Source organism: Mesorhizobium sp. G2-6-1 (genome assembly GCF_055809095.1).
Genome location: NZ_CM147896.1, coordinates 3817188 through 3842052, shown reverse-complemented (window position 1 = coordinate 3842052; position 24865 = coordinate 3817188). Strand labels below are relative to the sequence as shown.

Here is a 24865-nt window from a genome sequence, read left to right as displayed (position 1 = left end):
GGGGTTTCGCTGCGTTCGCGCGCCATGCGCGTGCGTCGGGTTTCTCTGCGCGGCTTCCGTTCGACGGTTTCAAGCCGCGCAGGCAGTTCGGCCATAACCTCGCTGCGGATTTGAGGTGTCATCGTCAACCAGTCGGATATCTCATTGCGTGTGCGACCACAGCCAAAGCAATAGCCGGTCTTCATGTCGATCGAGCAGACAAGAATGCAAGGTGATTCAATGACCGTCATGTGAAATTCCTAGGTTAGCTTCCACATGGTGCAATGCCAACCATGATGCAAGCCCTTCATATTTCGCCGCATACCACCATTTTCACGCCATTTGTGTTGTGCAGGCAAATGGTGGGAGTTATGCCGCTTGCGAACTCAAGGAAAAATCCCATCATGACAAGCGCATTGCCTTTCGACGATTTTCGCAACCTGTTGGCAAATCTGCCTGAAGGTGCCGCAAGCGCCGAATCGGTCGTACGTGACGTGTATGCCAACACAGACAAACCCGCCGGTTCACTTGGACGCATGGAAGATATCGCCGCATGGCTTGCTACATGGAGCGGGCTTGCAAGGCCGGTCGTGGCACGACCGCTCGTGGCGATTTTTGCGGGCAATCACGGTATTGCGCGTCACGATATATCACCACGTCCTGTTGCCGCCACGGCAAGGGCGGTCGAACTTTGTGCCGCTGGCGGCGCTGCGATCAATCAGGTCTGCGTCGCATATGATCTTGGCCTAAAAGCATTTGACCTTGCCTTGCATATTCCGACTGGCGATATCACCAATGAGGCAGCGTTGGACGAGCGTGGCTGCGTCGCGACGATTGCATTTGGTATGGAAGCTATCGCCGGTGGCACCGATCTGTTGTGCCTTGGTGATCTCGGTGTTGGAAATTCCACAGTTGCAGCCGCGCTGTTTGCGGCCTTGTTCGGCGGCGGGGGGCTGATTGGGTCGGTCCCGGATCAGGTGCGGATCGGGCGATGCGGATGCGCAAAGTCCAGCTTGTTGACGCTGCGCTGGCTTTTCACGCACCGCATCTCAAAGACCCGCTTGAGGCATTGGCACGTGTTGGAGGCCGCGAATTTGCAGCGATTGCCGGTGCAATAATTGCAGCACGCACCCAAAAAATTCCCGTCCTCATAGATGGTGCTGCTTCCATGGCAGCGGCGGCCGTTTTGCACACCATCAATCCAAAGGCACTGGACCATTGCCTGCTGGCAAGCATTTCACCAGATCCGGTCCATGCACGTGTAGCTGAAAAACTGGGGCTTGAACCGCTGCTCGATCTTGAGATCAGTCATGGCGAGGGCGTTGGTGCAGCACTCGCCGCAGGGCTGGTCAAGGCAGCGGCAGGCGTAACCGCCGGAATGGCGGCAGCAATAGTTTAACGCCGCCGCCCATTCGCAGTCGCTTTGGTCGGCAGTGCCGGTAGTTCTTCCATCACTCTGGTTGGCGGGAAGATCACCAGCGCCTCGGTTCCCTCGCGGAGTTTGGAATGAAGCTCGAACTCGCCGCCATGCATGGCGATCAGGCTTTGAACGATGGGAAGGCCAAGGCCAGTGCCTTGCTCCGCGCTTTTGATCGCAATCGACCCCTGACCGAAGGTCGACAGGACGACCGGAATCTCGTCTGCGGGGATGCCCGGACCGTTATCCTTCACGCAAATGTACTGGCCACCACCAGCCGTCCAGCCAACACGAACGCGAATTTCACCTTTGGTAGGTGTAAACTTGATGGCGTTTGAAAGAAGGTTCAAAACGATCTGGCGGACCGCACGTTCATCGGCAAACAGGCGCGGCAACGTGTGTTCGAAGTCCTGGACAATCTTGATGTCCTTGTTGCGCGCTCTCAGTTCCATCATGTGGCAACTGTCTTCTGTCAATGTGAGCAGGGCCACCGGCTCTTCGTTCAATTCGTAGCGTCCGGCTTCGATGCGTGACAGATCGAGGATTTCATTGATGAGATTGAGCAGGTGTTGGCCGGAATCATGGACGTCGTGCGCATATTCACGATAGGTCGCGTTGCCCATCGGCCCCAGAACTTCATTTGACATGACCTCGGAAAACCCAAGTATGGCGTTCAGCGGGGTTCGCAATTCATGACTCATCGAAGCAAGGAAGCGGGACTTCGCCATATTCGCTTCTTCTGCCCTGTTTCGCGCTTCGTCGGACATTGCCTTGGCTGTCTCTAACTCCGCGATAAGGGCGTCCTTTTCGGAACGGAATGACAAAAGCATGATCGAGGATCGGTTCAGGTGGCGCGCCACATAGGTAAAGAAGGGCAGCGCCACGAAAAGCAGACCCACCATTACCATTTCAGCCGGCATGGCCAACCTTGCGCCGGCATATGCGTAAACCACGACCGGCAGCGCAAAGGTGGCAATCAAAGCCCCGCTCAACGACGAAGCCATGATGGCAGTGGCGGCCATCGCAAGCAAAAGCATGACTGCCTTGACGATCTGAAACTGGTCGATTCCGCAGGTTCCACAGCCGATGGAGGCGAAATATGTCCAGCCGATCCCGCTGAGGAAGTGCGCGATCATGAAATTGCGCCGGGTCAATCCCGGTTTGATGGCGGAGGCCTGGGATCGATCAACCCTGCGGGCAATGAATGCCAGACCTGCATAAAACGATACGGTCAGCAAAGCCCACACCAGGGCCTGGCTGCTCATTCCCGCGATCATGCCTGCCACTGCAATCGTGACCACCAACAAGGGCATGATAGTCGAACTGCTGACCATCGCGCGGGCATGGAGTTTGAGCATTTCCCGGTCGAAATCCGGGTTGCCTGCTTGTTGTGAAAGACGGTCGCGCGTTTTGCGCACAGCTCGCGCCACATCGTTGTTGCGATGCGGTTTGCGGCGGTCCACTATATTTTTGTCCGCTGTATTCGAGCGTTGCAACGACATTGAACATCAATTTATGCGAGCGGCGAGATCAACTGCTAACGCTACGTGTGAATGATTAAGAGATTGTTTGCCATATGACCCGTTCCGGGCAAAAAAGGCGCAGGAAATATCGGTTTCCACCGCGCAAGCGCAGCCTGACACGCAAGTTTCTCGATTATGGCCTGATGCTCGGTTTGTTTGGTTTGTTGACGCTGTTGGTGGCCCGGCTGAACCGGGTTGAGACACAAACACCGCATGGTTTTGCTCATATCGTGGATGGTGATTCGATCACGCTTGGCGCCAAGCGCATTCGGCTTGTGGGCATCGATGCACCCGAATACAGGCAAATGTGCCGCAAGGGCGGCGTTGACTATGCCTGCGGCAAGCGTTCTCGCGAAGCATTAGTGCGTTTGACCGCGGGGCAGACCGTCATCTGTAATGGTTCGCGCAATGACCGCTACGGTCGCTTGCTGGCAGAATGCACGGTAAACGGGACCAATTTGAATCGAGCGCAAATTACGGCAGGTTGGGCTGTTGCCTATGGAGATTATCAGAGCGACGAAAGGGCCGCGCGACAAGCAAATGCCGGTATATGGGCTGGTACATTTGAGAGACCGCAAGACTGGCGTCGCAAAAAAGCTGGTAGACGGGAAGAAAAACAGGACCCATTGGCGTCATTTGGTGATTACATCAGGGAAATCGTTCGCATCAGATAACACTGGTTCTATAGTGGGTTTTGGATTTCCAGGGAGAAATGCATGAAATTGTTCGATGGCGGGCGAGCGCCAAATCCACGCCGGGTTCGGGTATTCCTTGCCGAGAAAGGTATTGAGGTGCCAATCGTGCCGGTTGACATGGGTGCGTTGGAGCACAAGAGCGATGTTATACGCTCGCGCAACCCATTGCTGCGATTGCCGGTTCTTGAACTTGATGACGGAACGATTCTTGCAGAATCCGTCGCCATCTGCCGCTATTTCGAGGAACTTCATCCTACACCGCCCCTGTTCGGGGAGGGTGCAGAAGGCAAGGCTGTCGTTGAAATGTGGCAGCGAAGGATGGAACTCAATCTGCTCGCCAGCGTCGCGGCGGCGTTTCGCCATATTCATCCGGCGATGAAGGAATGGGAAGTGCCGCAGATCGCCGAATGGGGTGAGGCCAATAAATCCAAGGCAATAGAATTCCTGCGGTTTCTCGATACCGAATTGGCGGGCAGGGAGTTCGTGGCGGGCAATTCCTATTCGATCGCCGATATTACCGGCATGATCGCTGTCGATTTCATGAAACCGGCGCGCATCCAGATACCGTCCGATTACAGCAATGTCTTGAGGTGGTACGCCGCGATTACCGCTCGCCCGAGTGCCGCTGCCTGATATGAGTGAAGAACTGGCTCGATTGGTGGCGGATATCCGCGCCTGTCGTATCTGCGCGGACACCCCGTCGGGTCGGCCTCTCCCCCATGAGCCGCGCCCGGTTGTGGTCGCCTCGTCGAAGGCTCGCATCCTCATTGCCAGCCAGGCTCCGGGCACCAAGGTGCATGTGAGCGGCGTGCCGTTCACCGATGCATCTGGTGACAGGCTGCGCAACTGGCTTGGCGTCACCAGCGAGGAATTTTACGATCCAGACAAATTTGCCATCGTGCCGATGGGCTTCTGCTTTCCGGGGCAGGATGTAAAGGGTGGAGATTTACCGCCGCGCCGTGAATGCGCGCGCGCATGGCGCGCACCGTTGATGGAACTGATGCCGCAGATCGACGTCATTTTGACAATCGGCATTTACGCGCAGTCCTGGCACATGGGGTCGACACGAAAGGGCTCCTTGACCGATACTGTCATGAACTGGCGAGCTATTTGGCAAGCACCGACAGATGTGAAAATTCTGCCGCTGCCGCATCCATCGTGGCGCAACACAGGCTGGCTCAAACGCCATCCGTGGTTTGAACTGGAATTGCTGCCTTTTCTGCAAGAGGAAATCCGAACTCGTCTTGCCTAGGTTTCTGGCAAGTTATAACTCTCCAGCAGTCATTATCCGGAATTCTTTTCTTGTAGCTACGCGTGAATCGAGGGACAATAGGTAATGTTTTCTCCGGGGAGTGATCCATGGACCGGCTTGACAGAAAAATTCTCCGTCTTTTGCAAGAAGACGCCACGCTTGCGGTAGCTGATGTTGCCAAGAAAGTAGGCCTTTCAACCACACCTTGCTGGCGCCGTATCCAGAAGCTTGAGGAGGAGGGCATCATCAAGCGTCGCGTGGCTATACTTGAGCCGGCCAAGATCAATGTGCGCGTCAACGCCTTCGTTTCAATTCGCACGAATTCCCACAGCCATGAATGGTTGCGCCGGTTTTCCGAAGTTGTTCAGGAATTTCCGGAAGTGGTCGAGTTCTACCGTATGAGTGGCGATGTCGACTATCTGCTGCGCGTGGTGGTTCCTGACATTGCCGCCTATGACGCATTCTACAAGCGATTGATCGCCAAAATCGAAATTCGCGACGTGTCCTCGTCCTTCGCAATGGAGCAGATCAAATATACGACTGAACTGCCGCTGGATTACCTGATCATGGATAAGGAATCAGGCGTGCGCGCCGCCTGATTCCTCGACCTGATTGCAAGAAGTGTTAAAGCGCGGGCGCGGCTTCTATTTTTCCAGCCGCGCAAGAAGTGCGGACGTATCCCAGCGTTTGCCGCCCATTGCCTGCACATCCTTGTAGAACTGGTCAACGAGCGCCGTGACGGGCAAAGAAGCCCCATTGCGATTGGCTTCAGCCAGGCAGATGCCGAGATCCTTGCGCATCCAGTCTACCGCGAATCCGTGGTCGTACTTGCCCGCATTCATGGTCTTGTGGCGGTTTTCCATCTGCCATGAGCCTGCAGCGCCTTTTGAAATCACCTCGACGACCTTTTCGATATCCAGCCCGGCCTGTTTGCCAAAATGAATGCCTTCGGCCAATCCCTGTACGAGCCCGGCGATTGCGATCTGATTGATCATCTTGGTCAACTGGCCAGCGCCTGCCGCTCCCATCAATCCAATCATGCGGGCATAGGCTTCAATGACTGGCTTTGCCGTGGTAAATGCACTTTCTTCCCCGCCCACCATAACGGTCAAAACACCGTTCTCGGCTCCGGCCTGACCGCCTGAAACCGGGGCATCGAGAAATGAGAAGCCGAGGGTTTCACCTTTGCCCGCCAGTTCACGCGCCACTTCAGCCGACGCGGTCGTGTTGTCAATGAAGATTGCCCCCTTCTTCATTACCTCAAAGGCGCCGTTTGCGCCAATTGTGACCGAGCGCAAATCATCATCATTGCCGACGCAGGAAAATACGAAATCTTTGCCTTCTGCTGCCGCTCGGGGCGTCTCTGCAAGATTGCCGCCGTGCTCGGCCACCCATTTTTCAGCCGTCGCCTTGGTGCGGTTATAGACGGTAACTTCATGGCCTCCCTTGTTTTTCAAGTGTCCGGCCATGGGGTAGCCCATTACGCCAAGGCCAAGAAATGCAACACTTGCCATCGTCAAAATCCTTTCACCCCGTACTGTCGGGTGTTTTTCATAAATGTAGTTTCGTGTAAATATCAGCGATTCAGATGCCTTGTGATCCGTCGCTCGATCCACTCTATCGCGTGGCGCAGTGTTTCCACAATCAAAAGGTAGATGATTGCCGCCCACAGATACGACTGGAAGTCGAATGTGCGTGAATAGGTGAGGCGCGTTATACCCATCAGGTCGTAAACGGTGATGATGGAGACAATGGCGGAGCCCTTGATCATCAGGATCACCTCATTGCCATATGGGCGCAATGCGACGATTGCTGCCTGGGGTAAAATCACCTTCCACATCGTCTGCATTTTGTGCAGACCGAGCGATGCAGCCCCTCCCATTGCCCTTTTGGTACGCTCTCAATGGCACCGCGCAGCATTTCAGCCTGATAAGCTGCTGTGTTCAACGCGAACGCAAAAATTGCGCAATTGTAGGCTTCGCGGAAGAAACCCCACAAGCCGACCGCGTCGAGTTCCGGTCGAAAGGAACCAACGCCATAGTAGACAAGGAAGGCCTGAGCAAGCAGCGGTGTTCCGCGGAAGAAATAGACATAGCCATATGCAAGCGCCGATAAGAACGAGTTCCTCGACATGCGCGCATAAGCGATAGGCACGGACAGGATTGCACCCAGAAATACTGAAATACCGACCAGCGAAAGTGTGGTGATCACACCAGACCAGTAGCCGGGCGCATATTTCTCGACGAGTTCCAGGTTCCACGCCGATATGAGATAGGCGGCAAGACCGGTAAGCATGACAGCCCACAGCGTGACGAGCCCGTAGCCAAGCACGCGTTGACGCGACCATCCATGTGCTGGCAGCGGTGGGCGCTCAACGGGTGCGGCAGCGGTCTGTTGTGCAAAGCCGCTCATCGTTGCACCTCCTGCTTGCCGACCCTTCGCTCGATCGCGTTGATGCCGATGGAGGAGATGATGGCGAGAACGAGATAGATGAACGCCGCCAAACCGAAGAACAAAAAGGCGTGCTTGGTAACACGCGCTGCCACACCGCTCTGCCTCAATATGTCGGTCAGCCCAATGGCGGAAACCAGTGAGGTATCTTTCAACAGGATCAACCAGAGGTTTGCCAGGCCCGGCAACGCAATGCGGATGAGCTGTGGCAAGACGACGAGACGCATGGTCTGGCCGTTCGAAAGGCCCACTGCGTAGCCACCCTCATATTGTCCACTGGGAATAGCGCGAAATGCCGAGAGAAAAACTTCGCTGGCATATGAGGAAAAGACCACTCCCAAAGCGATCATGCCGGAAACGAAGCTGTTGACCTCGACCGTTGCGCCGGGGTCGAAAATGCGTACCACCTGCTGAATGCCGATCTGTGCGCCAAAAAACACCAGAAACAGCGTCAACAATTCGGGCAGGCCACGAAAGATCGTTGTATAGACATTGCCGGCAAGCCGCAGGGATGGTTCTTTCGATTGCTTGGCAATCGCAATGAGAAACCCGACGACGAGGCCAAGAGGGAGCGTGGCAAGGGCAAGCGATACGGTGATGAAAACACCATACGCTATATCGTCAAGCCAGCCCTCGGCTCCCCAACTGAGTAGCGTCCAGACGCTTTGCATGGGCTTGCCTGTCCTCTCGCGACGGTTTGATCAGGACTGACGTTCCGCCGCCTTCTAGAGCAATTCCAGGAAAAGTGCGGTGCGGTTTTCCGTCCGGGATTGCGTAAAATAAATACTTAGAGCAGTTGGACGGTTCTATCAAAAGCCGAGACGCTATAGCGCATATCTTCGAATGAAAACGGCGGGATTTCCCCGCCGTTTACCGTTTCGCTCAAGCGATCAGGAATCGCCGCCAAAAACGTCGAACTTGAAGTATTTGTCGTTGATTTCCTTATACTTGCCATTCGCGCGGATTGCATCGATTGCCGCGTTGAACTGGTTGACCAGCTCCGTTTCGCCCTTGCGCACGGCGATACCTGCGCCGGGACCATGGATTTCGACATCCGGTGTGATGGCTCCAACCAGTTTGCAGCAAGCCCCATCAGGAGAATCCAGCCATTCCTGAATGACGACAATATCGTCATTGACCGCATCAAGACGGCCATTGGCCAGATCGAGCTGATATTCCTGTGCTGTTGGATATGGCTTGATGGTCGAGTCGGTATAGGTCTTTGTCGCATAGTTGAAATGAGTGGTCGAACCCTGCACACCGATTGTCTTGCCTGCCAGGTCTTCTTTCGTCACGCCCTTGATGTCAGTGTCCTTGGGCGCAGCGATTGCCGGCGGCGTATTATAGTATTTGTGGGTAAAATCGACCTTCTCCATACGCTCGGGCGTGATCGACATGGACGCGATGATGGCATCGAATTTGCCGGCCTGAAGAGCTGGAATGATGCCGTCCCAGTCTTGAGCGACGAATTCGCATTTCACTTTCATCTCGTCGCACAGAGCTTGCGCGATATCGACGTCGAAACCGACGAGCTTGCCATCCGAGGTCAGATTGTTGAACGGGGGATAAGCGCCTTCGGTGCCAATTTTTAGAGTTTTCTCTTGTGCTTGGGCGCTGCCCAACATCAGCAACGCGGCTGATGCCGCGAGCGCGATACGCATTGCAATACGCATAATGGTCCTCTCTTTATGATAAAGGATGTCGATATCCGACTCCCGAGCAGTCCTCCCGACTGCCGCTGGAAAGATATTCCCACTCTTTCCAATGAAAAATCAACAGTAAAACCACAGGTTTGGACAAACTCGTCCTTTAGTCGAAAGCGGATTTTGCCTGCCGGAACGGCTGGCGCGAAGTTGCCCCAACGTAAGGTATAACGCTGGTTTCAACTAAGTAATCCGCTCGCGCGTTCGATGAAATCTGCGATTGGTTTGGTGTCGTTCAAATCAAACACCGGCAATTTTCCGTCGGGAATGGCGTAGTCGGCGGCGATCGCCACAATGTGCGGGTCATCTGGTGAAAGGGGTGGCCTGTCCGCTGCTGCCATCCTGCGCGCTTCAATCTTGCAATGCGTTTCGCGCTTGTAGCCTTCCACGAGTACGATGTCGCACGGTGCGAGGCGTGCCAGGATTTCCGCCAAGGGCGGTTCTTCCTCGCCGGAAAGTTCATGCATCAGCGCCCAACGGCGGCCCGAAACGATAGCGACCTCCGATGCGCCAGCTTTGCGGTGACGAGAACTGTCCGTGCCGTCTTTGTCTATATCGAAATTGTGGTGGGCATGTTTGACTGTCGATACGCGCCATCCGCGCGCAACCAGTTCAGCCACCAGTTTTTCGGTCAATGTCGTCTTGCCGGTATTCTTCCACCCGGTGATGCCAAAAACGCGTTGGTTCATCAGGTGCAGCCTTCAAATGCAAAAATGGCTCCCGCACAATGATCGGACAATACCGGCGCGCCACGAACCACCGAACCCATTGTGTAGCAATTGCAAGCGAACACCATGAAGCCTGCTTCAATGTTCAATGGGATATAGGGTTCTGGCAGTCTCATTCTTAAAGACCCGTCGGGTTTGGTGCGCTTGCTGGTAAACTGGCACACCTATATGCCGTCCGGTCCCATGCTCGGTCCAGTGCTTTCGGCGGCCGCATGGCCTTTGCCGACCACCTGTTCGCGGTACAGCGTATATAGGCCCGATGCCACGATGATGACCGCACCTGTCAGCATCAGGGCATCAGGAATATCCCCGAATACAATGAACCCAAGAAGAATGGCAGCCAGCAACGAGGTATAGCGAAACGGAGCGATGAATGAGACTTCGCCGGTTCGCATCGATTTGATGATGAACTGGTAGCCAATCACCAGCATGATGGCCCCTAACATCAGCAACAGTGTCGAGTGCATTTCCATAGGTGCCCAACCGCCCATTGGTACGATCAATACGCCACCGGCCAGCATCACGGCCACTGAAGTGACCGTTGACACCAACAATGTGGGAATTTCTGCCGGAATTCTTTTCGTGGCCAGATCGCGCACTGCGCAAAACCCGACGCAAACAAGGGCAAGCAGCGAATAGGCACTAAAACCTTCGAAACCCGGACGCACGATAATCAGCACGCCCAGGAAACCGGTTCCGATTGCCAGCCAGCGCCGCCATCCGACACCTTCACCCAAAGCCAGCGCAGCGCCCATGGTAACCGCCAGTGGAAGAGCTTGAAGAACGGCAGAGATGTTGGCAATCGGGAGATGGGCAAGAGCAAGCAGGAAGGCGACAGTTGCCGCAACCTCACATGAAGCACGCAAGGCAACCAAAGGCTGGGCAAGAAGCCAGGGGTTTTCAAATGCGCCGCTTCGCCACGCCAGAACGAATATTAGCAATGATGCAAATACACCTCTGACCAGCATCACCTGAGCCATATTCATGGATTCACCAGAGAATTTGGCGATCACATCATTACTGGTGTAGGCGACCATGGCCACGACCATGAACAATGCACCACGAAGGTTTGAAGATAGCAGCAAGAGGCGTTCCTGTTTCGTGTACCTGCCATTGCCTCTATCAGTCACAGGTAAAACAGCAATCTCAAATCGATAGGCCAATCCTGCAAATACAGTGAAATTGCTCGCTATCGGCACCCAACGAACGCCATCACCCGTATTGGCACTGCCTTTTACGAAGCACCCGGTCCCGTCATGATCTTGGGCGCTCTGGACGGGTCGTCAGCCGCCGGTGACGCTCATGTGGCGTGAAACGGATGGCCGGTTGGTGCGCCGGTCTATAACGAAATCGTGGCCTTTCGGTTTGCGGCCAATGGCTTCGTCAATGGCATTTGAGAGGAGTTCATTGCCTTCCGATGCGCGCAAAGGTGCCCGCAGGTCCGCAGCGTCGTCCTGGCCGAGGCACATATAAAGGGTGCCCGTGCAGGTAAGGCGCACGCGGTTGCAGCTTTCGCAGAAATTATGCGTCATCGGTGTAATGAAGCCAAGGCGCCCGCCGGTTTCAACGACCTCGACATAGCGGGCAGGGCCACCAGTCTTGTAAGGTATGTCCTTCAAGGTGAATTGCTGCTCCAATGAAGCGCGCAGCAGTGAAAGCGGCAGATATTGATCCGTGCGATCTTCGTCAATTTCTCCCATCGGCATGGTCTCGATGACGGTCATGTCGATTCCGCGCCCATGTGCCCAACGCAACATGTCTGGCAGTTCCAGGTCGTTGAAGCCGCGAAGTGCAACTGCGTTGAGCTTGACCTTGATGCCGGCTGCCAGCGCGCTATCAATGCCGGCCATGACCTTGTCCAAATGGCCCCAACGCGTGATGGCGTGGAATTTTTCGGGGTCAAGCGTATCCAGCGAGACATTGACCCGTTTGACGCCGCAATCGGCAAGTTCTTCGGCAAAGCGCGACAATTGGGAGCCATTGGTGGTCAAGGTCAGTTCGTCCAGCGCACCGGTTTTCAGGTGGCGTGAAAGCTGGCGCACCAGATGCATGACATTTTTGCGCACCAGCGGTTCGCCACCAGTCAATCTCAATCTGCGAACGCCTTTTTCGACAAACGCCGTGCAAAGCCTGTCGAGTTCTTCAAGCGAAAGAAGGTCTTTTTTCGGCAGGAACGCCATGTCCTCCGACATGCAATAGACGCAACGAAAATCGCAGCGGTCGGTGACGGATACACGCAGATAGCTGATTGTGCGACCAAATGGGTCGATCATGTTCATGAGGCATTTCCAGTTTTAACGACAGCGATCAAGAACGCTGACCTCTATTTGATACGAACTGAAGCATCATTCAAGCCAGCTACAGCGTTCTTGAGGAAGATGATATGACTGACATGCCCGTGTCGGTGTCGTAAATGCGCCTTTTCGTGCTTGGCAAAGCGGCGTAGGAAACACCAAAAGACATGGAATCCATTTTGACATGACACCACCAAAGGAACTCAGGGTCTCCAAGGATCGGAAACTTTTTACAGTGACGTTTCTCGATTCCGCCCCATTTGAATTGCCGGCTGAAATGCTGCGGGTTTTGTCGCCGTCAGCCGAGGTGCAGGGCCATTCTCCCGAGCAGCGCGTCACAGTGCCCGGCAAGCGTGAGGTGACGATCCGAAAAGTCGATCCTGTCGGAAATTATGCGGTGCGTATTACTTTTGACGATCTTCACGACACCGGTATCTTCACCTGGGCCTATCTACAGACGCTGGGACAAGAAAAAGACAAGCGCTGGCGCGAATATCTGGACGAACTGGCGGACAAAGGCATGGGCCGCGACTGATAAACCGCGCGCTTAGAAACACTCAGTCGGTTTTGAGTGCCTCGGTGACCTTGCGCATATGGTCCCCGATCAGGTCGCATTGGTCAGGTGTCGATTGACCCATCGCCAGTTCGATGAGCGCGGTGTGAACTTCCAATGCCTTCTTCATCAGCGCTTCGCCCTTGTCCGTGAGCGCCAGCCGCAAGATTCGCTTATCCTTCGCGTCAGTTTCACGACTCACCAGTTCGCGGCGCTCCAGTTGCGGCAGCAGCATGGTGATGTTTGATCGGCCCACGAGAAGTTTGCGCGCGAGATCATGTTGCGACATTCCCGGATGACGATAAAGATTCATCAAAACATCGAGTTGAGCCGGTTTCAGGTCTAGAGGCGCGAGTTTCGCCGCCAATGTGCGTTCAAGCGCATGGCACGCACGCGCCACTGCTACCCAGTTGCGGAAACGCGGGTTATCCCAGGGAAGGTCTTGCTTATTGTCCATGTTTGAACAATTATGTTCACAGTTGAACTAAATGACGAATTGGCACTATGGCATCATTTGCAGTGAAGGTCATCCGGCACATGTTCGGTGCTGGCGAACATCTTGCACCGTCGCTTGCGGGGCGCGCGGCGTTCCAGCTTTTTGCCGAACGCCGAACGTGAAACACCTGACCGAAGGTGAGCGCCGCGCCGTGCAAAGCGCGGCTGACTTCATGACCGAGGCGCGCCATCACCGGCTTGAAACCGGAGATGGCTGGATTGCGGCGCATGAATTCTTGCCGGACGAGGGCAGGGTGCCTGCGGGAACTGTCCTTCTGGTTCATGGTTGGCGTTCGCGCACGGAATATATGCGGGCACTTGCCGAGGGTTATCGGCAAGCCGGATATCGGGTTGTCTCGCTCGACCTTCCCGGTCATGGCCAATCCAGTGGCCGGTATATCACCTTGATCAATGCGGTTGAGGCGCTTGCGCTTGCGCAACAACGGTTCGGATCATTCGAGGCGGTCGTCGGTCATTCTTTTGGCGGTGCCATTGCCGTCAACGCCGCAGTCGGTTCGATCGGAAACATTGCACCGATCGAGACCAAGCGTCTTGTTCTGATTGCGGCACCAAGCTCGCTGCCCATTGTTTTCGAGAATTTCAGCCACATGCTCAATGTTGGTCCGCGATCCCAAATAGCGATGGCCAAGCGCGTCAAGTCAGTGGCGGGGCGACCGCTTTCGGATTTCCATGGAGATCGCCAACTCGCGGCCACGCACTTGCCGACACTGGTCATCCATGCGCCGGAAGATCGCGAAGTGTCAGCCGAACAGGCCAGAAATTACGATAAGGCTGGCGAACATGTTCAACTTTACTGGGCCGACGGACTAGGCCATCGTCGCATCCTGTCGAACCCCGATGTCATTGAGCGTGCTGTCGCATTTGTGCGCGAGCAACCTGAATCGGCGGTGTTGCACTAAAACAGAGGAACGTGCGCTATTTCTTGGGCTCGACCGGCATTATTGGAAATCCGGCGGCCTTCCATGCAAAAAACCCGCCTTCGATGTGTTTGACAGGCTCAAGTCCCATATCTTGTGCTGTCTTGGCACCCAGTGCGGATCGCCAACCGCTGGCGCAGAAGAAAACAAATGTCTTGCCCGACGCGAAAAATGGTTTGTGGTAGGGGCTTTCAGGATCAATCCAGAACTCCAGCATGCCTCGCGTGCAATGCTTCGCCCCTGGAATATTACCTTCGCGTTCTATCTCGCGAGGATCGCGCAGGTCGACAAATTGGACGCCGTCATCATCAAGCAGAACTGCGGCTTGGTCAGGCGATACGGCTTCGATCTCGCCATTGGCCTCTTCAAGAAGTTCGCGATAACCTTTTTTCACGTTCGATCCTCCACACATCTCTGCGCGCCTGTTTGATGGCACATGACCAAAGCGCGTTTGCCATCAAATAGCTGCTCACATGCTTCATTGATAGCGGGAGACAAGGCAGGTGCCATTTGATGAGTTACAGGAAATTCGCCCAGAGACCGAACCATAATCATGCCAAAGGGCAACACTGAATAGACATTCGTTCACGCTCACAAAGTTATGAAGCTTAACTGCAACAGTAATCCCGGAAATTTATGAAAGCTTAACGAAATCGGTATGAATCGACTATGGTTGTAAAATACACCCACCTGTAGACGGCGCGATCCATACGCGGCGGAATTTATGTGCGGCAAACCGTTCGGGGCAAGTGATTTATGAAATCGTTCGAGACAAGACGCATCGTTGTGCCGGTTGTTGCAGCTCTTGTAATGTTGGGGTCCACCCCATTGCAGGCTAATGCCCAGGGTTTTCTGGAGATGCTGCTTGGCGGGGGACCAGGCAACCAGACCAGACCATTGAAGGGTAAGTTTCCACCAGCTCCTAAAGCTGTGAAACGTGCTGCTCCGGTACGTATTTCCAGCCCCACCTACAATACCTACAAGGCTGATCCATTGGTGCACGTCGATTTTTCGGCGTTGTTGGCTGCGCCACAGAACGCAGCATTCACGCCATCGCTCACCGGCACCGCGTTTCGCGAAGCATTGAGCGGTCTTCAAAGTTTTGATCTTCGCGCAGAATCGGCAATCGGTAAGGCGCTTATCGCGTATTATTCCGCCAATCCGGAATTTATCTGGGTGACAGGCACAAGCGTAAATAGCCGCGCCAAAGAGGCTGTAAGGGTTCTCGGTGATGCGGCAAGCTATGGCCTCATCCCCGACGACTATTCGGTCCAGATACCTCCGGCAGCCTATTCGACCGATAATACAAATGGCCACTTGAAGGATTTGGTCCGCTTTGAGATGGCGCTTTCGGCCCGTGTGCTGCGCTATATCCATGATGCTCAAAATGGCCGTGTCGAACCAGACCGCATTTCGGAATATTACGATTTGCCTGAAAAGCCGCTGGACATGAAAGCCGCGCTGAAGACCCTTGCTCACACGCAGGAGGTTCGCACCTATCTTGAATCGCGCCACCCGCAAAATGCGGAGTACCAGGCACTGCGCGCCGAGTTGGAAACGCTCGATGCAAGCACGGAAAACGCAATCGTCATCGATCCCGATCTGCTGCTGAGAAAGGCGAAAGCAGCCCGGAACTGCCCAAGCTGCTCACCGTGATTTCGCGCGATCTCGACGACGAAATGGGTGGAAATTATGGGGAAACGCTTGCCAAATTTCGCGCAAGCGAGACCTATGTTCCTGATCTTGTGCCGGTGATCGAGGCATTTCAGAAAAAGGCCGGGCTAAAGCCCGATGGTGTGATTGGCCCGCATACAGTCCAGGCATTTGCGGGAAACTCGAAGGCAGACAGGCTGGAGAAAGTAAAGGTAGCCCTGGAGCAGTTGCGATGGCTTCCCGCTGATCTTGGCAGTCCGCGCGTCTTCATCAACCAGCCGGCCTTTACGGCAAGCTATATTGATGGCGGTGAGGAAAAGCTGAAAACCCGCGTCGTTGTGGGCAGAGTATCGAACCAGACCAGTTTCTTTTACGACCAGATCGAGACGGTCGACTACAATCCCTATTGGGGTGTTCCACAATCCATCATTGTCAACGAAATGCTGCCGCGATTGCGCAAGGACCCGGGTTATCTCGACCGTGCCGGATATGAGGTCAGCGACGCGAAAGGAAGACGCATTCCGTCTGCTTCGATCAATTGGGGGCAGTTCGGTGGGAAAGTGCCTTATAATGTAAGGCAGGCGCCAAGCGAGGCCAATGCGCTTGGTGAATTGAAGATATTGTTTCCCAACAAGCATGCGATCTACATGCACGACACGCCGCAAAAATCGCTATTCAAACGCGACATGCGCGCATTGAGCCACGGTTGCGTGCGTTTGCAAAATCCCCGCGGCATGGCGGCGGCCGTTCTGGGCACTTCGGTAGATCATATTGCCGGAAAACTGAAGCAGGGTCATTCAACAGAGAAATTGACGCGCAAGATCCCGGTTTATGTGGCCTATTTCACCGCTTGGCCGAACATGTCCGGCAAAGTGGAATATTTCAACGATATCTACGACCGGGATGAGTATTTGAAACGGGCGTTCGATGCCACGGAAGCGGTGCGCAACCCCTCCGCCTGAACAATAGTCTGGAGGAATTCCACAAAAAAGCGCAGCAATTTTCCAACAGAAATTGTGTGAAAACAGATATTTAGAGAGGTTCGGCAAACCAATAAAAGAGCTGAACCGCTCTCGCAACGCAAAAGCGTAAGCGGGCCACCAAATTTAATCAGCCGAAACCGCTATGCCCCGTTTGCGAATGTAACCGTTGGGGTATCAGGCTGGTCATCGACCTCAACATTCACGACTTTAATATCACAAGCGGAAAATGTTGTTTGAGCTTTGCTCACAATATCATCGACATGTTCCTTGGCCGGGAACTCGGCATCGACAACCGCCATGATTGTAAGGGTCACTGCGACAGATGTATTCATCCTTGATCTCCTGTCCGCATGCTGTCGTAGGTCATCAACCACCTAGCGCCAACAACTCGGAAAACTACTCCAATCAGTGGATTGGAGCAATATCCCAGGCAACTAATATGGTTGTCCGGCTAGTCACTATCCACCGCTGACAGGGTTTTTGGTGTTTACTCAACGGAAGTGAGCACGCGTTCGGAGAGCCGATACGGCACTAAAAATGTTGGGTAGTGCAGCCGTTTGCGATTCGCGATGTGGGGCAAAGGTGATGGTGGGCGATGCAGGGATTGAACCTGCGACCCCACCCGTGTGAAGGGTGTGCTCTCCCGCTGAGCTAATCGCCCGCTCGTTGCAAAAAGCCCAAGCGCGCGGCGATATAAGGGAGCGGCATCGTCGAAGTCAACAGCCTGCGCCGTGGCAAACCTGTCATTCGTGTTGCAATCAACGCGATGCGGCAATCAGGCGTTTGGCAAGGTCTATTGTCAGTTCATCAAAATGGGAGATGACCACCGAAGGTTCAAATTCGCTCACATGGCGATCCGTATATCCGAAGTCGACAGCCACGACCGGAATTCCTGCGGCCTTGGCCGTGTCGATATCAGTGCGCGAATCGCCAACCATAAGAGCGCGGGTCGGGTCACCTCCAGCCTTGGCGATCGTTTCTATCAGATGGCGTGGGTCCGGTTTTCGGAATGCAAAGTGTCTTGTCCGCAGATAGCGGCGAAATGAGAAGTGAGGCCAAGTGACTCGATCAGCGCCAGCGAATTGCCCTCATACTTGTTCGTGCAGATGGCCAGCAGGTAGCCACTGGCCTCAAGCCTTGCGATTGTAGCCAGAACACCCGGATAGGGTTGCGATTTGCCGGGAATGTTTTGTGTGTAGTGGTCGAGAAAAAGTTGCAGCAGCCTATCATGCTCGTCACTTGGGAGCAGTTTGTTGCTGGCTGCGAAAGCCCGTTCGATCATCACACGGCCGCCGTGGCCGACGAAACGGCGAAAGGAATGCGCATCGACCGCTGGAAGCTCACCGGCTGACAGGCTGTGGTTGAGGCTGTCCATCAGATCGGGAGCAGTATCGACCAGCGTGCCGTCGAGATCAAAGACAATTATCGGGCGCGACATGCTCCCCCATTCCCAATTGACGATGGCTGGCGATAAAGCCTGCGCTGCCAACATGCAAGCATCTCGCTGTTGGCGTATGCGGCCCCTTGACCTCCCGGACAAAAATGCTAGGAGCGCGGTCAGGCGTGTGCGTTTCGCACGTGGGGACGTGAGACAGAAGTTTTTAATGGACGCCAGGCAACTAAAAATCGAAGCTGCACGCGCGGCCCTTGCGCATGTGAAGCAGGGAATGCGGCTGGGAATTGGCACCGGTTCGACCGCCGAGGAGTTCGTGCGCCTGCTGGCAGAGAAAGTGACTGCCGGTCTGGACGTCATTGGTGTGCCGACGTCCGAGCGTACCGCCGCATTGTGCCGCGAACTCGGGGTTCCACTTTCAACGCTCGAAGAAACGCCCGAACTTGATCTCACCATTGATGGTGCCGACGAAATTGACTCGATGTTGACCTTGATCAAGGGCGGCGGCGGCGCTTTGCTGCGTGAGAAAATCGTGGCCGCAGCATCAAGCGCGATGGTCGTTATCGCCGACCGTTCAAAATTGGTGACGACGCTTGGCCAGTTTCCGCTTCCCGTTGAAGTCAACCGGTTTGGCCTGCGCGCCACCGAGATCGCGGTCCGCAATGCGGCGGCACGTCTTGGCCTCAACGGGCCTCTGACATTGCGGATGACGGGGACGCAGCCATTTGTTACAGACGGTGGTCATCTCATTCTGGATGCATCTTTTGGCCGCATTCCAGATACAAGAGCGCTATCTGATGTTCTCCATGCCATACCCGGCGTGGTAGAACATGGACTTTTCATCGGGCTGGCAACGACGGCAATTGTCGCCGACGGTGACGGCATCGAGACAATTCAAGCCGCCCGGTAACTCAGGGAGTTTTATCTTTCATGATGATCAATAACCGAATTCGCCGCTTTTCCGCCGTTTTGGCGGCTTCGGCTATCGTAACTTTTTCGTCTTCTGCGTTTTCACAGGAGATTTCCGAGACGCATCTGGCTGCGGCTCGTGCGGCGGTGGCTGCAATTCACGCAACAGACTCGTTCGACAATATTCTGCCGCAGGCCGCCGCTGCCCTCGAATCGGATCTTATCCAGAAAAACCCGGATCTGCAGGAGCTGATCACCAGTACGATAAGCACCAAGGCGCTGGAACTGGCTAGTCGGCGCGCGGATCTCGAAAAGGAAGCAGCAACGGCCTATGCCAAGGTGTTTTCGGAACAAGATCTCAAAAACATTGCGGACTTTTACGCTTCCGATAGCGGGAAAAAGCTGCTTGAAAGCGGCCCGATCGTAACCCGCGAGCTCGTCAAGGCTGCCGATATCTGGCAAAATGGTATTGCGCGCGATCTGGCACAGCAGGTTGGCGAAGCGCTTCAGGCTGCTGCTGGCTCGAAAGTGCAAACCGCACCCGCCGATGGGGCAGCACCCGCTGATGGGGCGGCACCGGCAGAGAATGCCAACTGATTTCGTACTGATCACCACGATTTGAAAAGCCCGGTTCCTGCCGGGCTTTTCTTCTTGGTGCTCAACGCTTACCAGACATGTGCCGATCCACATGACAAAGGAACAGCCTTATGGCCGCATATGATTACGACCTGTTTGTTATCGGTGGAGGGTCGGGTGGTGTTCGTGCCGCTCGTCTTGCGGCAGCACTCGGAAAACGCGTCGCCATTGCTGAAGAATTTCGCTTTGGGGGTACATGCGTCATCCGCGGCTGCGTGCCGAAAAAGCTGTTTGTTTATGCCTCGCAGTTTCCCGAGCATTTCGAAGATGCCACAGGTTATGGCTGGACGGTGCCGCAAGCATCCTTTGACTGGAAAAAGCTGGTAGCCAATAAAGACACCGAGATTGCCCGGCTCGAAGCGCTTTATCAAAAGAATGTCGAAGCCGCTGGCGCCGAGACATTCCATACCCGTGCCGTACTGGTGGATCGGCATACGATCAGCCTGGAAGGCGAGAAACGCACGGTAACGGCGGATCAAATCCTCGTCGCTACCGGCGGGCGCCCGTCACCGCATCCCGCTCTTCCCGGCCACGAACACTGCATCTCATCCAACGAGGCGTTCCATCTTGCAGAACTGCCGAAGGCGATCACGATCGAAGGCGGCGGCTACATTGCCGTTGAGTTCGCCAACATCTTCCATGGAATGGGTGTCGAGACGACATTGATCTATCGCGGCACCGAAATTCTCAGCCGTTTTGACATGGATTTGCGACGCTCCCTGCATGAGACGATGGACAAAAAGGGCATAAGAATTCTCACCCGCACCGTTTCCGAAAAGGTGACGCGCCGGGCCGACAATCGACTGGATGTTCTGGTAAGCGGCGATGAAGTCCTGACTGTAGACCAAGCTATGCTCGCCATAGGCCGCATCCCCAACACCGACGGTCTTGGTCTGGATCTGGCAGGCGTCCAGATGGGCAAGAGGGCGAGATCGAGGTGGACGCTCACTCGCGAACCAATGTCGATAACATATGGGCAATCGGTGACGTTACGAACCGGGTGCAATTAACACCGGTGGCTATCCACGAGGCAATTTGCTTCGTTGAAACGGTTTTCCGGGGCAATCCCGTTTCACCCGACCACGACATGATTGCAACGGCAGTGTTTTCACAGCCGGAGATCGGCACTGTGGGCATGTCGGAAGATGAAGCTGCCAGGCACTATTCGGACCTGGAAATCTACCGGGCCAGTTTCAGGCCGATGCGCCACACGCTGTCCGGTCGCGACGAGAAGATGTTGCTGAAACTTGTCGTCGATGGTGCAAGCAGGAAAGTGCTGGGTGCTCATATTCTCGGGCCGGATGCTGGTGAAATGGCGCAGTTACTTGGCATTCCGCTGAAAGCTGGCGTTACCAAGGACGGATTTGACCGAACGATGGCCGTGCATCCAACCGCTGCGGAAGAGTTTGTGACGATGTACACGCCGACCTATCGGGTCAAGGACGGCAAACGCGTCGAATGAATTCTCTGCGGTGCTGATTCAACGGAACCGACGGGCGGTTCCAGAATTTCCTCTCATCCCAATTATTGCTGACTGTGCATCGACATTTGCGCACACAATTCGGCTATTTCTGCCTTTGCTTGATGCGCCCGATGCGTGACCAACCGTAAAAAGACGGCTGCGGATGTTCGAGGATCGTGGTCAGTTCGGCCGGGAGTGGAGTGACCAGAGGCGTCTTTGAAGCGACACCGTCCGAAATCGACAACACGCTGTTGTAGAATTCTTCGCCCGATGCGGATTTCGGAGGCTCGGCTTCGTGCATCACGCTGATAACGGTGACGTCCGGACAATTATCCTTGATAGCTTGATGGAATGCGATTTTACCCTCCGGATCAAGCGCGCCGGTGGCCTCGTCCAGAAACAACAGGCCGGGTTGTTGCAGCAGAATGCGCGCCACCACCAATTTTTGCTTCTGACCGCCCGAAAGCAACTGATCCCAGGTCTTTCCGGCGCGGCTTTCATCGTCCATATTCTCGATGAATTCGCCAAGCCCAGCCTTGTGAAGAGCCGCCGCGATACTGACTTGCGTTTTGTCGCAAGGCGTTTCCGGCAGGCAAACCAGTTCCTTCAGGGAAACTTGCGGCAGTTTGACTTCCTGCGCCGCAAACAGACTCTTGATCCCTTCAGGGAAAACGATAGTGCCGCGTCCATAAGGCCAAAGCCCGTTCAGCGCCTTGATCAGCGATGTCTTTCCACAACCGGATTCTCCCTTGAGGAACGTCCATTCTCCCTTGCGGAAACGAAGCCGTTCGCTGGTAAGGAACGGTGCGGTTTCATGCCCGTGATGACACAATTCCAGGTTCTGGATTGTCAGCCCGAACACAGCATTCTGGCTTGTGTAGCGAAATTCGGATTGCCCGCTCTGGCGGTAGAATTCGGCCGGCTTTTGGACATTTTCAATGGACTCGGCAAGGTCCATGACGCGGCGGCTGTTTGCCTTGAGCGTGGCGATTGCCGGCATCACATGAATAAACCAGGAGCATTGGCTGATCAGTGAATTGACCAGTTCCGCACCCGTTATATAGCCCTTCAGATCGACCCGATTGTGAATGAAGGGCAAAAGACCCGGCGCGTAGGCAACAACTCTGGCCCCGACGAAGTTATAGATACGCTCGAAAGAGCCATAGCCGGCATTGACCCAGATCAACCGCGCCCATGTACGGTCGATATCGACATAGAGACGCCGGTGCATAGTTCTTTGCACGTTTTCGCCGTTCGACGCCGCCACATGGAAGCTGCGGCGAAGAAATGTCGTCAATTCCCCGCGATAGCTGCCTTCTGCCCGCTGCATGCGGATGGAAAGGCGCTCCAGAAGCCCACCGAGTTTGGCCGCAATGAAGGTGTTGATCGGCACATAGACAATCACCACCAACATCGCCAGAATGGCGCTGCCATACTCGCCGAAAACCTCAAAACCATACACTTGCGTCGACGTCTCAAGCAGTTTTTGCCCGACGAAGAAAATTGACGTGGCAACCGCCATGATGCCCATTGCCAGACCAATGGCTCCGCCCGTCATGCCCTTGATGGATTCCTGCACCCGTTGATCGATGTTGTCGGGCGTCTCTGAGTGCCCGCCATTCTGGGCATGAAAATGCGTATGGTTGCCGTCGAGCAGCGCTTCGTTGAACCGGCTGTCCAGCCAACCGCGCCACTTTCGGTGCAAGGTAGCGGAAATAAAACTGCGCGTACCGGTAATGCCAGCGTCTTTGAAAACAACAAGGGCAACGAGAATGCCCGCATTTGTCAGGAGGGAATCCAGTGGCGCCTCGTTCGCCGCGTCGTGAAAATAGGCGATCGAATTGATAAGTTCGCCAGATGCGACGGCAAACCACACGCCGGCCTTGCTGGATAGAGCGGTGAGCGCGGCAACCAATACCGTCAAAGTCCAGGCTTCCCGCCATTTGTCGTTAAACCAATAGGCCCGCATCAGGCCCCAGAAATTGCGCATTGATGAAACAGGCGTCGAGTTGGGCGCTACAGTACTGCCGCGTTGCAAAAGTCTCGATATTGAATTTTGCGGTCTAGCGACCCGAATCACGATCCTGCTCACACCTCGTTCACTTTGTTACAGATGGTAACACCAATTGATCATTTTCTATTAAATTAGTCACACAGCACTCGATTGCACCGTTTTGCGTTGCGTTGTTGCAACAGCGATATGCCGCGATTGGATCTGCGCAGATATCGCGGGACGCCAGATGTGCTCGCAGATGTCGAATTGCATGGGCAATGACAGGGATAAAGCGCGCGCCAAGCCAGGTGCGGCGCGATCAATTCCGCACTAGAATACAAAGCGGCCTTCCTGTAAGGAGCCGCTATCCCTAAATAGGAGAAAAGCGGTCTATTGTGCCCGTAGGAAAGAGTATTGGTAAGGCGATGACAAAATGGTCCCCGGAGTCCTGGAGAGCGAAGCCCATTCAACAGGTGCCAGCCTATCCGGACATGGATGTGCTGAAGAGCATTGAAAATCAGCTCGCGACCTTCCCGCCGTTGGTTTTTGCAGGTGAGGCACGCAAGTTGAAGAAACAGCTCGCGGCTGTCGCAGCTGGCGAGGCATTTCTCTTGCAAGGCGGTGACTGCGCCGAGAGCTTTGCAGAACACGGTGCCGATAATATTCGTGATTTTTTCCGCGTCTTCCTGCAAATGTCCGTTGTGCTGACCTTTGCCGGCTCGCAGCCCGTGGTAAAAGTTGGCCGTGTCGCAGGCCAGTTTGCCAAGCCGCGCTCCTCGGACAATGAAACCAAGGGTGATGTGACGCTGCCAAGCTATCGTGGCGACATCATCAATGGCATCGAGTTTGATCCAGGTGCGCGCATACCTGATCCGCAGCGTCAGGTGATGGCATATCGCCAATCCGCCGCGACTCTCAATCTATTGCGCGCTTTTGCGCAAGGCGGCTACGCCAGTCTGGAAAACGTTCACCGCTGGATGCTTGGATTTGTTTCCGACAGTCCGCAGGGCGAGAAGTACGAATCGCTTGCCCAACGCATTACCGAAACTGTCGACTTCATGAAGGCTGTCGGCATCACCTCGGAAACCAATCACGCATTGCGCGAGACGGATTTCTACACCAGCCATGAAGCCTTGCTGCTTGGCTATGAGGAGGCGTTGACTCGCGTCGATTCAACGTCTGGTGACTGGTATGCAACGTCGGGCCACATGATCTGGATCGGGGATCGTACCCGCCAGTCAGATCACGCTCACATCGAGTATTGCCGCGGTATCAAGAATCCGCTTGGCTTGAAATGTGGCCCGTCAATCACGCCAGATGGTCTGCTGGAGCTTATTGATCGGCTTGATCCGGACAATGAACCTGGCCGCTTGACACTGATAGCGCGTTTCGGTGCTGACAAGGTCAGCGAGCACCTGCCCAAACTGGTCCGCGCTGTGAAGAAGGAAGGCCGCAATGTTGTGTGGTCTTGCGATCCCATGCACGGCAATACGATTACGGCCGCGAGCTACAAAACGCGCCCCTTTGACCGCATCTTGAAAGAAGTGCAGACCTTCTTTGAAGTGCATCGCGCGGAAGGTACGCATCCTGGCGGCATCCATGTTGAGATGACTGGCAAGAACGTTACTGAATGCACCGGCGGTGCTCGCGCGATTACTGCAGAAGAATTGCAGGATCGCTATCATACGCATTGCGATCCGCGTTTGAATGCCGATCAGGCGATAGAACTGGCATTTCTTGTCTCTGATCTGTTGAGAAAAAACGCCCCGCTCCAGGAAAAGCGCGCCGTCAACAGCTGAGCGATGTGG

Annotated in this window: 20 protein-coding genes, 1 tRNA gene and 6 pseudogenes; 12 read left to right on the top strand and 15 right to left on the bottom strand. The window is 54.9% G+C overall.

Annotated features, from left to right (window positions below):
- Positions 1 to 11 precede the first annotated feature (11 nt).
- Positions 12 to 230: pseudogene (locus AC0L7S_RS18610) on the bottom strand (DUF1289 domain-containing protein); the annotation flags it as partial.
- A gap of 150 nt (positions 231 to 380) precedes the next feature.
- On the opposite strand from AC0L7S_RS18610, the pseudogene AC0L7S_RS18605 reads away from it, so the two are divergent.
- Positions 381 to 1378: pseudogene (locus AC0L7S_RS18605) on the top strand (nicotinate-nucleotide--dimethylbenzimidazole phosphoribosyltransferase).
- On the opposite strand, the gene AC0L7S_RS18600 reads toward AC0L7S_RS18605, so the two are convergent.
- Positions 1375 to 2898, bottom strand: a complete 1524-nt coding sequence (locus AC0L7S_RS18600) for a sensor histidine kinase (protein WP_473472353.1) — start codon at positions 2896 to 2898, stop codon at positions 1375 to 1377. The pseudogene AC0L7S_RS18605 and the gene AC0L7S_RS18600 sit on opposite strands and share 4 nt — an antisense overlap.
- 74 nt (positions 2899 to 2972) lie before the next feature.
- Between AC0L7S_RS18600 and AC0L7S_RS18595 the strand changes: the two genes are divergently transcribed.
- From AC0L7S_RS18595 to AC0L7S_RS18580, 4 genes are all read left to right on the top strand, one after another.
- Positions 2973 to 3593: a thermonuclease family protein gene (locus tag AC0L7S_RS18595; RefSeq protein ID WP_473472352.1), complete on the top strand. Its 621-nt coding sequence runs from the start codon at positions 2973 to 2975 to the stop codon at positions 3591 to 3593.
- Between the two features lie 42 nt (positions 3594 to 3635).
- Entirely contained in the window at positions 3636 to 4247 is a 612-nt protein-coding gene (locus AC0L7S_RS18590) for a glutathione S-transferase (protein ID WP_473472351.1), read from the top strand.
- 1 nt (position 4248) lies between these two features.
- Positions 4249 to 4866, top strand: a complete 618-nt coding sequence (locus AC0L7S_RS18585; protein ID WP_473472350.1) for a uracil-DNA glycosylase family protein — start codon at positions 4249 to 4251, stop codon at positions 4864 to 4866.
- Between the two features lie 107 nt (positions 4867 to 4973).
- Positions 4974 to 5465 (top strand): Lrp/AsnC family transcriptional regulator, encoded by a 492-nt coding sequence (locus AC0L7S_RS18580; RefSeq protein WP_473472349.1) that lies wholly within the window; start codon positions 4974 to 4976, stop codon positions 5463 to 5465.
- Between the two features lie 45 nt (positions 5466 to 5510).
- On the opposite strand, the gene AC0L7S_RS18575 is transcribed toward AC0L7S_RS18580, so the two are convergent.
- The 7 genes and pseudogenes from AC0L7S_RS18575 to moaA form a co-directional block, all read right to left on the bottom strand.
- Positions 5511 to 6380, bottom strand: a complete 870-nt coding sequence (locus tag AC0L7S_RS18575) for an NAD(P)-dependent oxidoreductase (protein ID WP_473472348.1) — start codon at positions 6378 to 6380, stop codon at positions 5511 to 5513.
- A 62-nt stretch (positions 6381 to 6442) separates the two neighbouring features.
- Positions 6443 to 7278, bottom strand: a pseudogene (locus AC0L7S_RS18570) (ABC transporter permease).
- Positions 7275 to 7988 carry an ABC transporter permease gene (locus AC0L7S_RS18565; protein ID WP_473472347.1) on the bottom strand — a complete coding sequence of 238 codons (714 nt, stop codon included), beginning with the start codon at positions 7986 to 7988 and terminating at the stop codon, positions 7275 to 7277. Before AC0L7S_RS18565 ends, AC0L7S_RS18570 begins: the two are co-directional and overlap by 4 nt.
- A gap of 219 nt (positions 7989 to 8207) precedes the next feature.
- Positions 8208 to 8990, bottom strand: coding sequence for an ABC transporter substrate-binding protein (locus AC0L7S_RS18560; protein WP_473472346.1), 783 nt, complete (start codon positions 8988 to 8990; stop codon positions 8208 to 8210).
- Positions 8991 to 9199: 209 nt separating this feature from the next.
- Positions 9200 to 9709 (bottom strand): molybdopterin-guanine dinucleotide biosynthesis protein B, encoded by a 510-nt coding sequence (mobB, locus tag AC0L7S_RS18555; RefSeq protein WP_473472345.1) that lies wholly within the window; start codon positions 9707 to 9709, stop codon positions 9200 to 9202.
- Between the two features lie 203 nt (positions 9710 to 9912).
- Positions 9913 to 10833 (bottom strand): DMT family transporter, encoded by a 921-nt coding sequence (locus AC0L7S_RS18550; protein WP_473472344.1) that lies wholly within the window; start codon positions 10831 to 10833, stop codon positions 9913 to 9915.
- Positions 10834 to 11031: 198 nt separating this feature from the next.
- Positions 11032 to 12027 carry a GTP 3',8-cyclase MoaA gene (gene moaA, locus AC0L7S_RS18545; protein WP_473472343.1) on the bottom strand — a complete coding sequence of 332 codons (996 nt, stop codon included), beginning with the start codon at positions 12025 to 12027 and terminating at the stop codon, positions 11032 to 11034.
- Positions 12028 to 12226: 199 nt separating this feature from the next.
- On the opposite strand from moaA, the gene AC0L7S_RS18540 reads away from it, so the two are divergent.
- Positions 12227 to 12577, top strand: a complete 351-nt coding sequence (locus AC0L7S_RS18540) for a gamma-butyrobetaine hydroxylase family protein (protein ID WP_473472342.1) — start codon at positions 12227 to 12229, stop codon at positions 12575 to 12577.
- A 22-nt stretch (positions 12578 to 12599) separates the two neighbouring features.
- Here AC0L7S_RS18540 and AC0L7S_RS18535 read toward each other — a convergent pair whose 3' ends face one another.
- On the bottom strand, positions 12600 to 13052 hold the full coding sequence (locus AC0L7S_RS18535; RefSeq protein WP_473472341.1) for a MarR family winged helix-turn-helix transcriptional regulator: 453 nt from the start codon (positions 13050 to 13052) through the stop codon (positions 12600 to 12602).
- Positions 13053 to 13209: 157 nt separating this feature from the next.
- Here AC0L7S_RS18535 and AC0L7S_RS18530 point away from each other — a divergent pair, with 157 nt between their 5' ends.
- Positions 13210 to 14010: an alpha/beta hydrolase gene (locus AC0L7S_RS18530; protein ID WP_473472340.1), complete on the top strand. Its 801-nt coding sequence runs from the start codon at positions 13210 to 13212 to the stop codon at positions 14008 to 14010.
- Positions 14011 to 14026: 16 nt separating this feature from the next.
- Here the strand turns inward: AC0L7S_RS18530 and AC0L7S_RS18525 are convergent, their stop codons facing one another.
- A complete protein-coding gene (locus AC0L7S_RS18525) occupies positions 14027 to 14422 on the bottom strand; it encodes a rhodanese-like domain-containing protein (protein WP_473472339.1) in 396 nt (131 codons plus the stop codon).
- Between the two features lie 362 nt (positions 14423 to 14784).
- Between AC0L7S_RS18525 and AC0L7S_RS18520 the strand changes: the two are divergent.
- A pseudogene (locus AC0L7S_RS18520) lies at positions 14785 to 16643 on the top strand (L,D-transpeptidase family protein).
- Positions 16644 to 16804: 161 nt separating this feature from the next.
- Here the strand turns inward: AC0L7S_RS18520 and AC0L7S_RS18515 are convergent.
- The 3 genes and pseudogenes from AC0L7S_RS18515 to AC0L7S_RS18505 form a co-directional block, all read right to left on the bottom strand.
- Complete coding sequence (locus AC0L7S_RS18515; RefSeq protein WP_473472338.1) at positions 16805 to 16996, bottom strand: hypothetical protein; 192 nt, start codon at positions 16994 to 16996, stop codon at positions 16805 to 16807.
- Between the two features lie 254 nt (positions 16997 to 17250).
- Positions 17251 to 17325 (bottom strand) — tRNA-Val (locus tag AC0L7S_RS18510).
- A 97-nt stretch (positions 17326 to 17422) separates the two neighbouring features.
- Positions 17423 to 18102: pseudogene (locus tag AC0L7S_RS18505) on the bottom strand (phosphoglycolate phosphatase).
- A 166-nt stretch (positions 18103 to 18268) separates the two neighbouring features.
- On the opposite strand from AC0L7S_RS18505, the gene rpiA reads away from it, so the two are divergent.
- The 3 genes and pseudogenes from rpiA (at position 18269) to gor (ending at position 21064) form a co-directional block, all read left to right on the top strand.
- Positions 18269 to 18967 carry a ribose-5-phosphate isomerase RpiA gene (gene rpiA, locus AC0L7S_RS18500; RefSeq protein ID WP_473472337.1) on the top strand — a complete coding sequence of 233 codons (699 nt, stop codon included), beginning with the start codon at positions 18269 to 18271 and terminating at the stop codon, positions 18965 to 18967.
- A gap of 20 nt (positions 18968 to 18987) precedes the next feature.
- On the top strand, positions 18988 to 19563 hold the full coding sequence (locus tag AC0L7S_RS18495) for a DUF2059 domain-containing protein (protein ID WP_473472336.1): 576 nt from the start codon (positions 18988 to 18990) through the stop codon (positions 19561 to 19563).
- Between the two features lie 110 nt (positions 19564 to 19673).
- Positions 19674 to 21064: pseudogene (gor, locus tag AC0L7S_RS18490) on the top strand (glutathione-disulfide reductase).
- Between the two features lie 103 nt (positions 21065 to 21167).
- On the opposite strand, the gene AC0L7S_RS18485 reads toward gor, so the two are convergent.
- A complete protein-coding gene (locus AC0L7S_RS18485) occupies positions 21168 to 23054 on the bottom strand; it encodes an ABC transporter ATP-binding protein/permease (protein WP_473474363.1) in 1887 nt (628 codons plus the stop codon).
- Between the two features lie 428 nt (positions 23055 to 23482).
- Here AC0L7S_RS18485 and AC0L7S_RS18480 point away from each other — a divergent pair, with 428 nt between their 5' ends.
- On the top strand, positions 23483 to 24856 hold the full coding sequence (locus AC0L7S_RS18480; protein WP_473472335.1) for a class II 3-deoxy-7-phosphoheptulonate synthase: 1374 nt from the start codon (positions 23483 to 23485) through the stop codon (positions 24854 to 24856).
- The last annotated feature ends 9 nt before the right edge of the window (positions 24857 to 24865 follow it).

Coding starts and splice junctions, on each gene's coding strand:
- AC0L7S_RS18580 (WP_473472349.1), top strand. CDS start 4,974: ATGGACCGGCTTGACAGAAAAATTCTCCGTCTTTTGCAAGAAGACGCC.
- AC0L7S_RS18575 (WP_473472348.1), bottom strand. CDS start 6,380: ATGGCAAGTGTTGCATTTCTTGGCCTTGGCGTAATGGGCTACCCCATG.
- AC0L7S_RS18480 (WP_473472335.1), top strand. CDS start 23,483: ATGACAAAATGGTCCCCGGAGTCCTGGAGAGCGAAGCCCATTCAACAG.
- AC0L7S_RS18560 (WP_473472346.1), bottom strand. CDS start 8,990: ATGCGTATTGCAATGCGTATCGCGCTCGCGGCATCAGCCGCGTTGCTG.
- AC0L7S_RS18585 (WP_473472350.1), top strand. CDS start 4,249: ATGAGTGAAGAACTGGCTCGATTGGTGGCGGATATCCGCGCCTGTCGT.
- mobB (WP_473472345.1), bottom strand. CDS start 9,709: ATGAACCAACGCGTTTTTGGCATCACCGGGTGGAAGAATACCGGCAAG.
- AC0L7S_RS18540 (WP_473472342.1), top strand. CDS start 12,227: ATGACACCACCAAAGGAACTCAGGGTCTCCAAGGATCGGAAACTTTTT.
- AC0L7S_RS18515 (WP_473472338.1), bottom strand. CDS start 16,996: ATGAATACATCTGTCGCAGTGACCCTTACAATCATGGCGGTTGTCGAT.
- AC0L7S_RS18565 (WP_473472347.1), bottom strand. CDS start 7,988: ATGCAAAGCGTCTGGACGCTACTCAGTTGGGGAGCCGAGGGCTGGCTT.
- AC0L7S_RS18535 (WP_473472341.1), bottom strand. CDS start 13,052: ATGGACAATAAGCAAGACCTTCCCTGGGATAACCCGCGTTTCCGCAAC.
- AC0L7S_RS18485 (WP_473474363.1), bottom strand. CDS start 23,054: ATGCGCAATTTCTGGGGCCTGATGCGGGCCTATTGGTTTAACGACAAA.
- AC0L7S_RS18595 (WP_473472352.1), top strand. CDS start 2,973: ATGACCCGTTCCGGGCAAAAAAGGCGCAGGAAATATCGGTTTCCACCG.
- AC0L7S_RS18600 (WP_473472353.1), bottom strand. CDS start 2,898: ATGTCGTTGCAACGCTCGAATACAGCGGACAAAAATATAGTGGACCGC.
- moaA (WP_473472343.1), bottom strand. CDS start 12,027: ATGAACATGATCGACCCATTTGGTCGCACAATCAGCTATCTGCGTGTA.
- AC0L7S_RS18495 (WP_473472336.1), top strand. CDS start 18,988: ATGATGATCAATAACCGAATTCGCCGCTTTTCCGCCGTTTTGGCGGCT.
- AC0L7S_RS18590 (WP_473472351.1), top strand. CDS start 3,636: ATGAAATTGTTCGATGGCGGGCGAGCGCCAAATCCACGCCGGGTTCGG.
- rpiA (WP_473472337.1), top strand. CDS start 18,269: ATGGACGCCAGGCAACTAAAAATCGAAGCTGCACGCGCGGCCCTTGCG.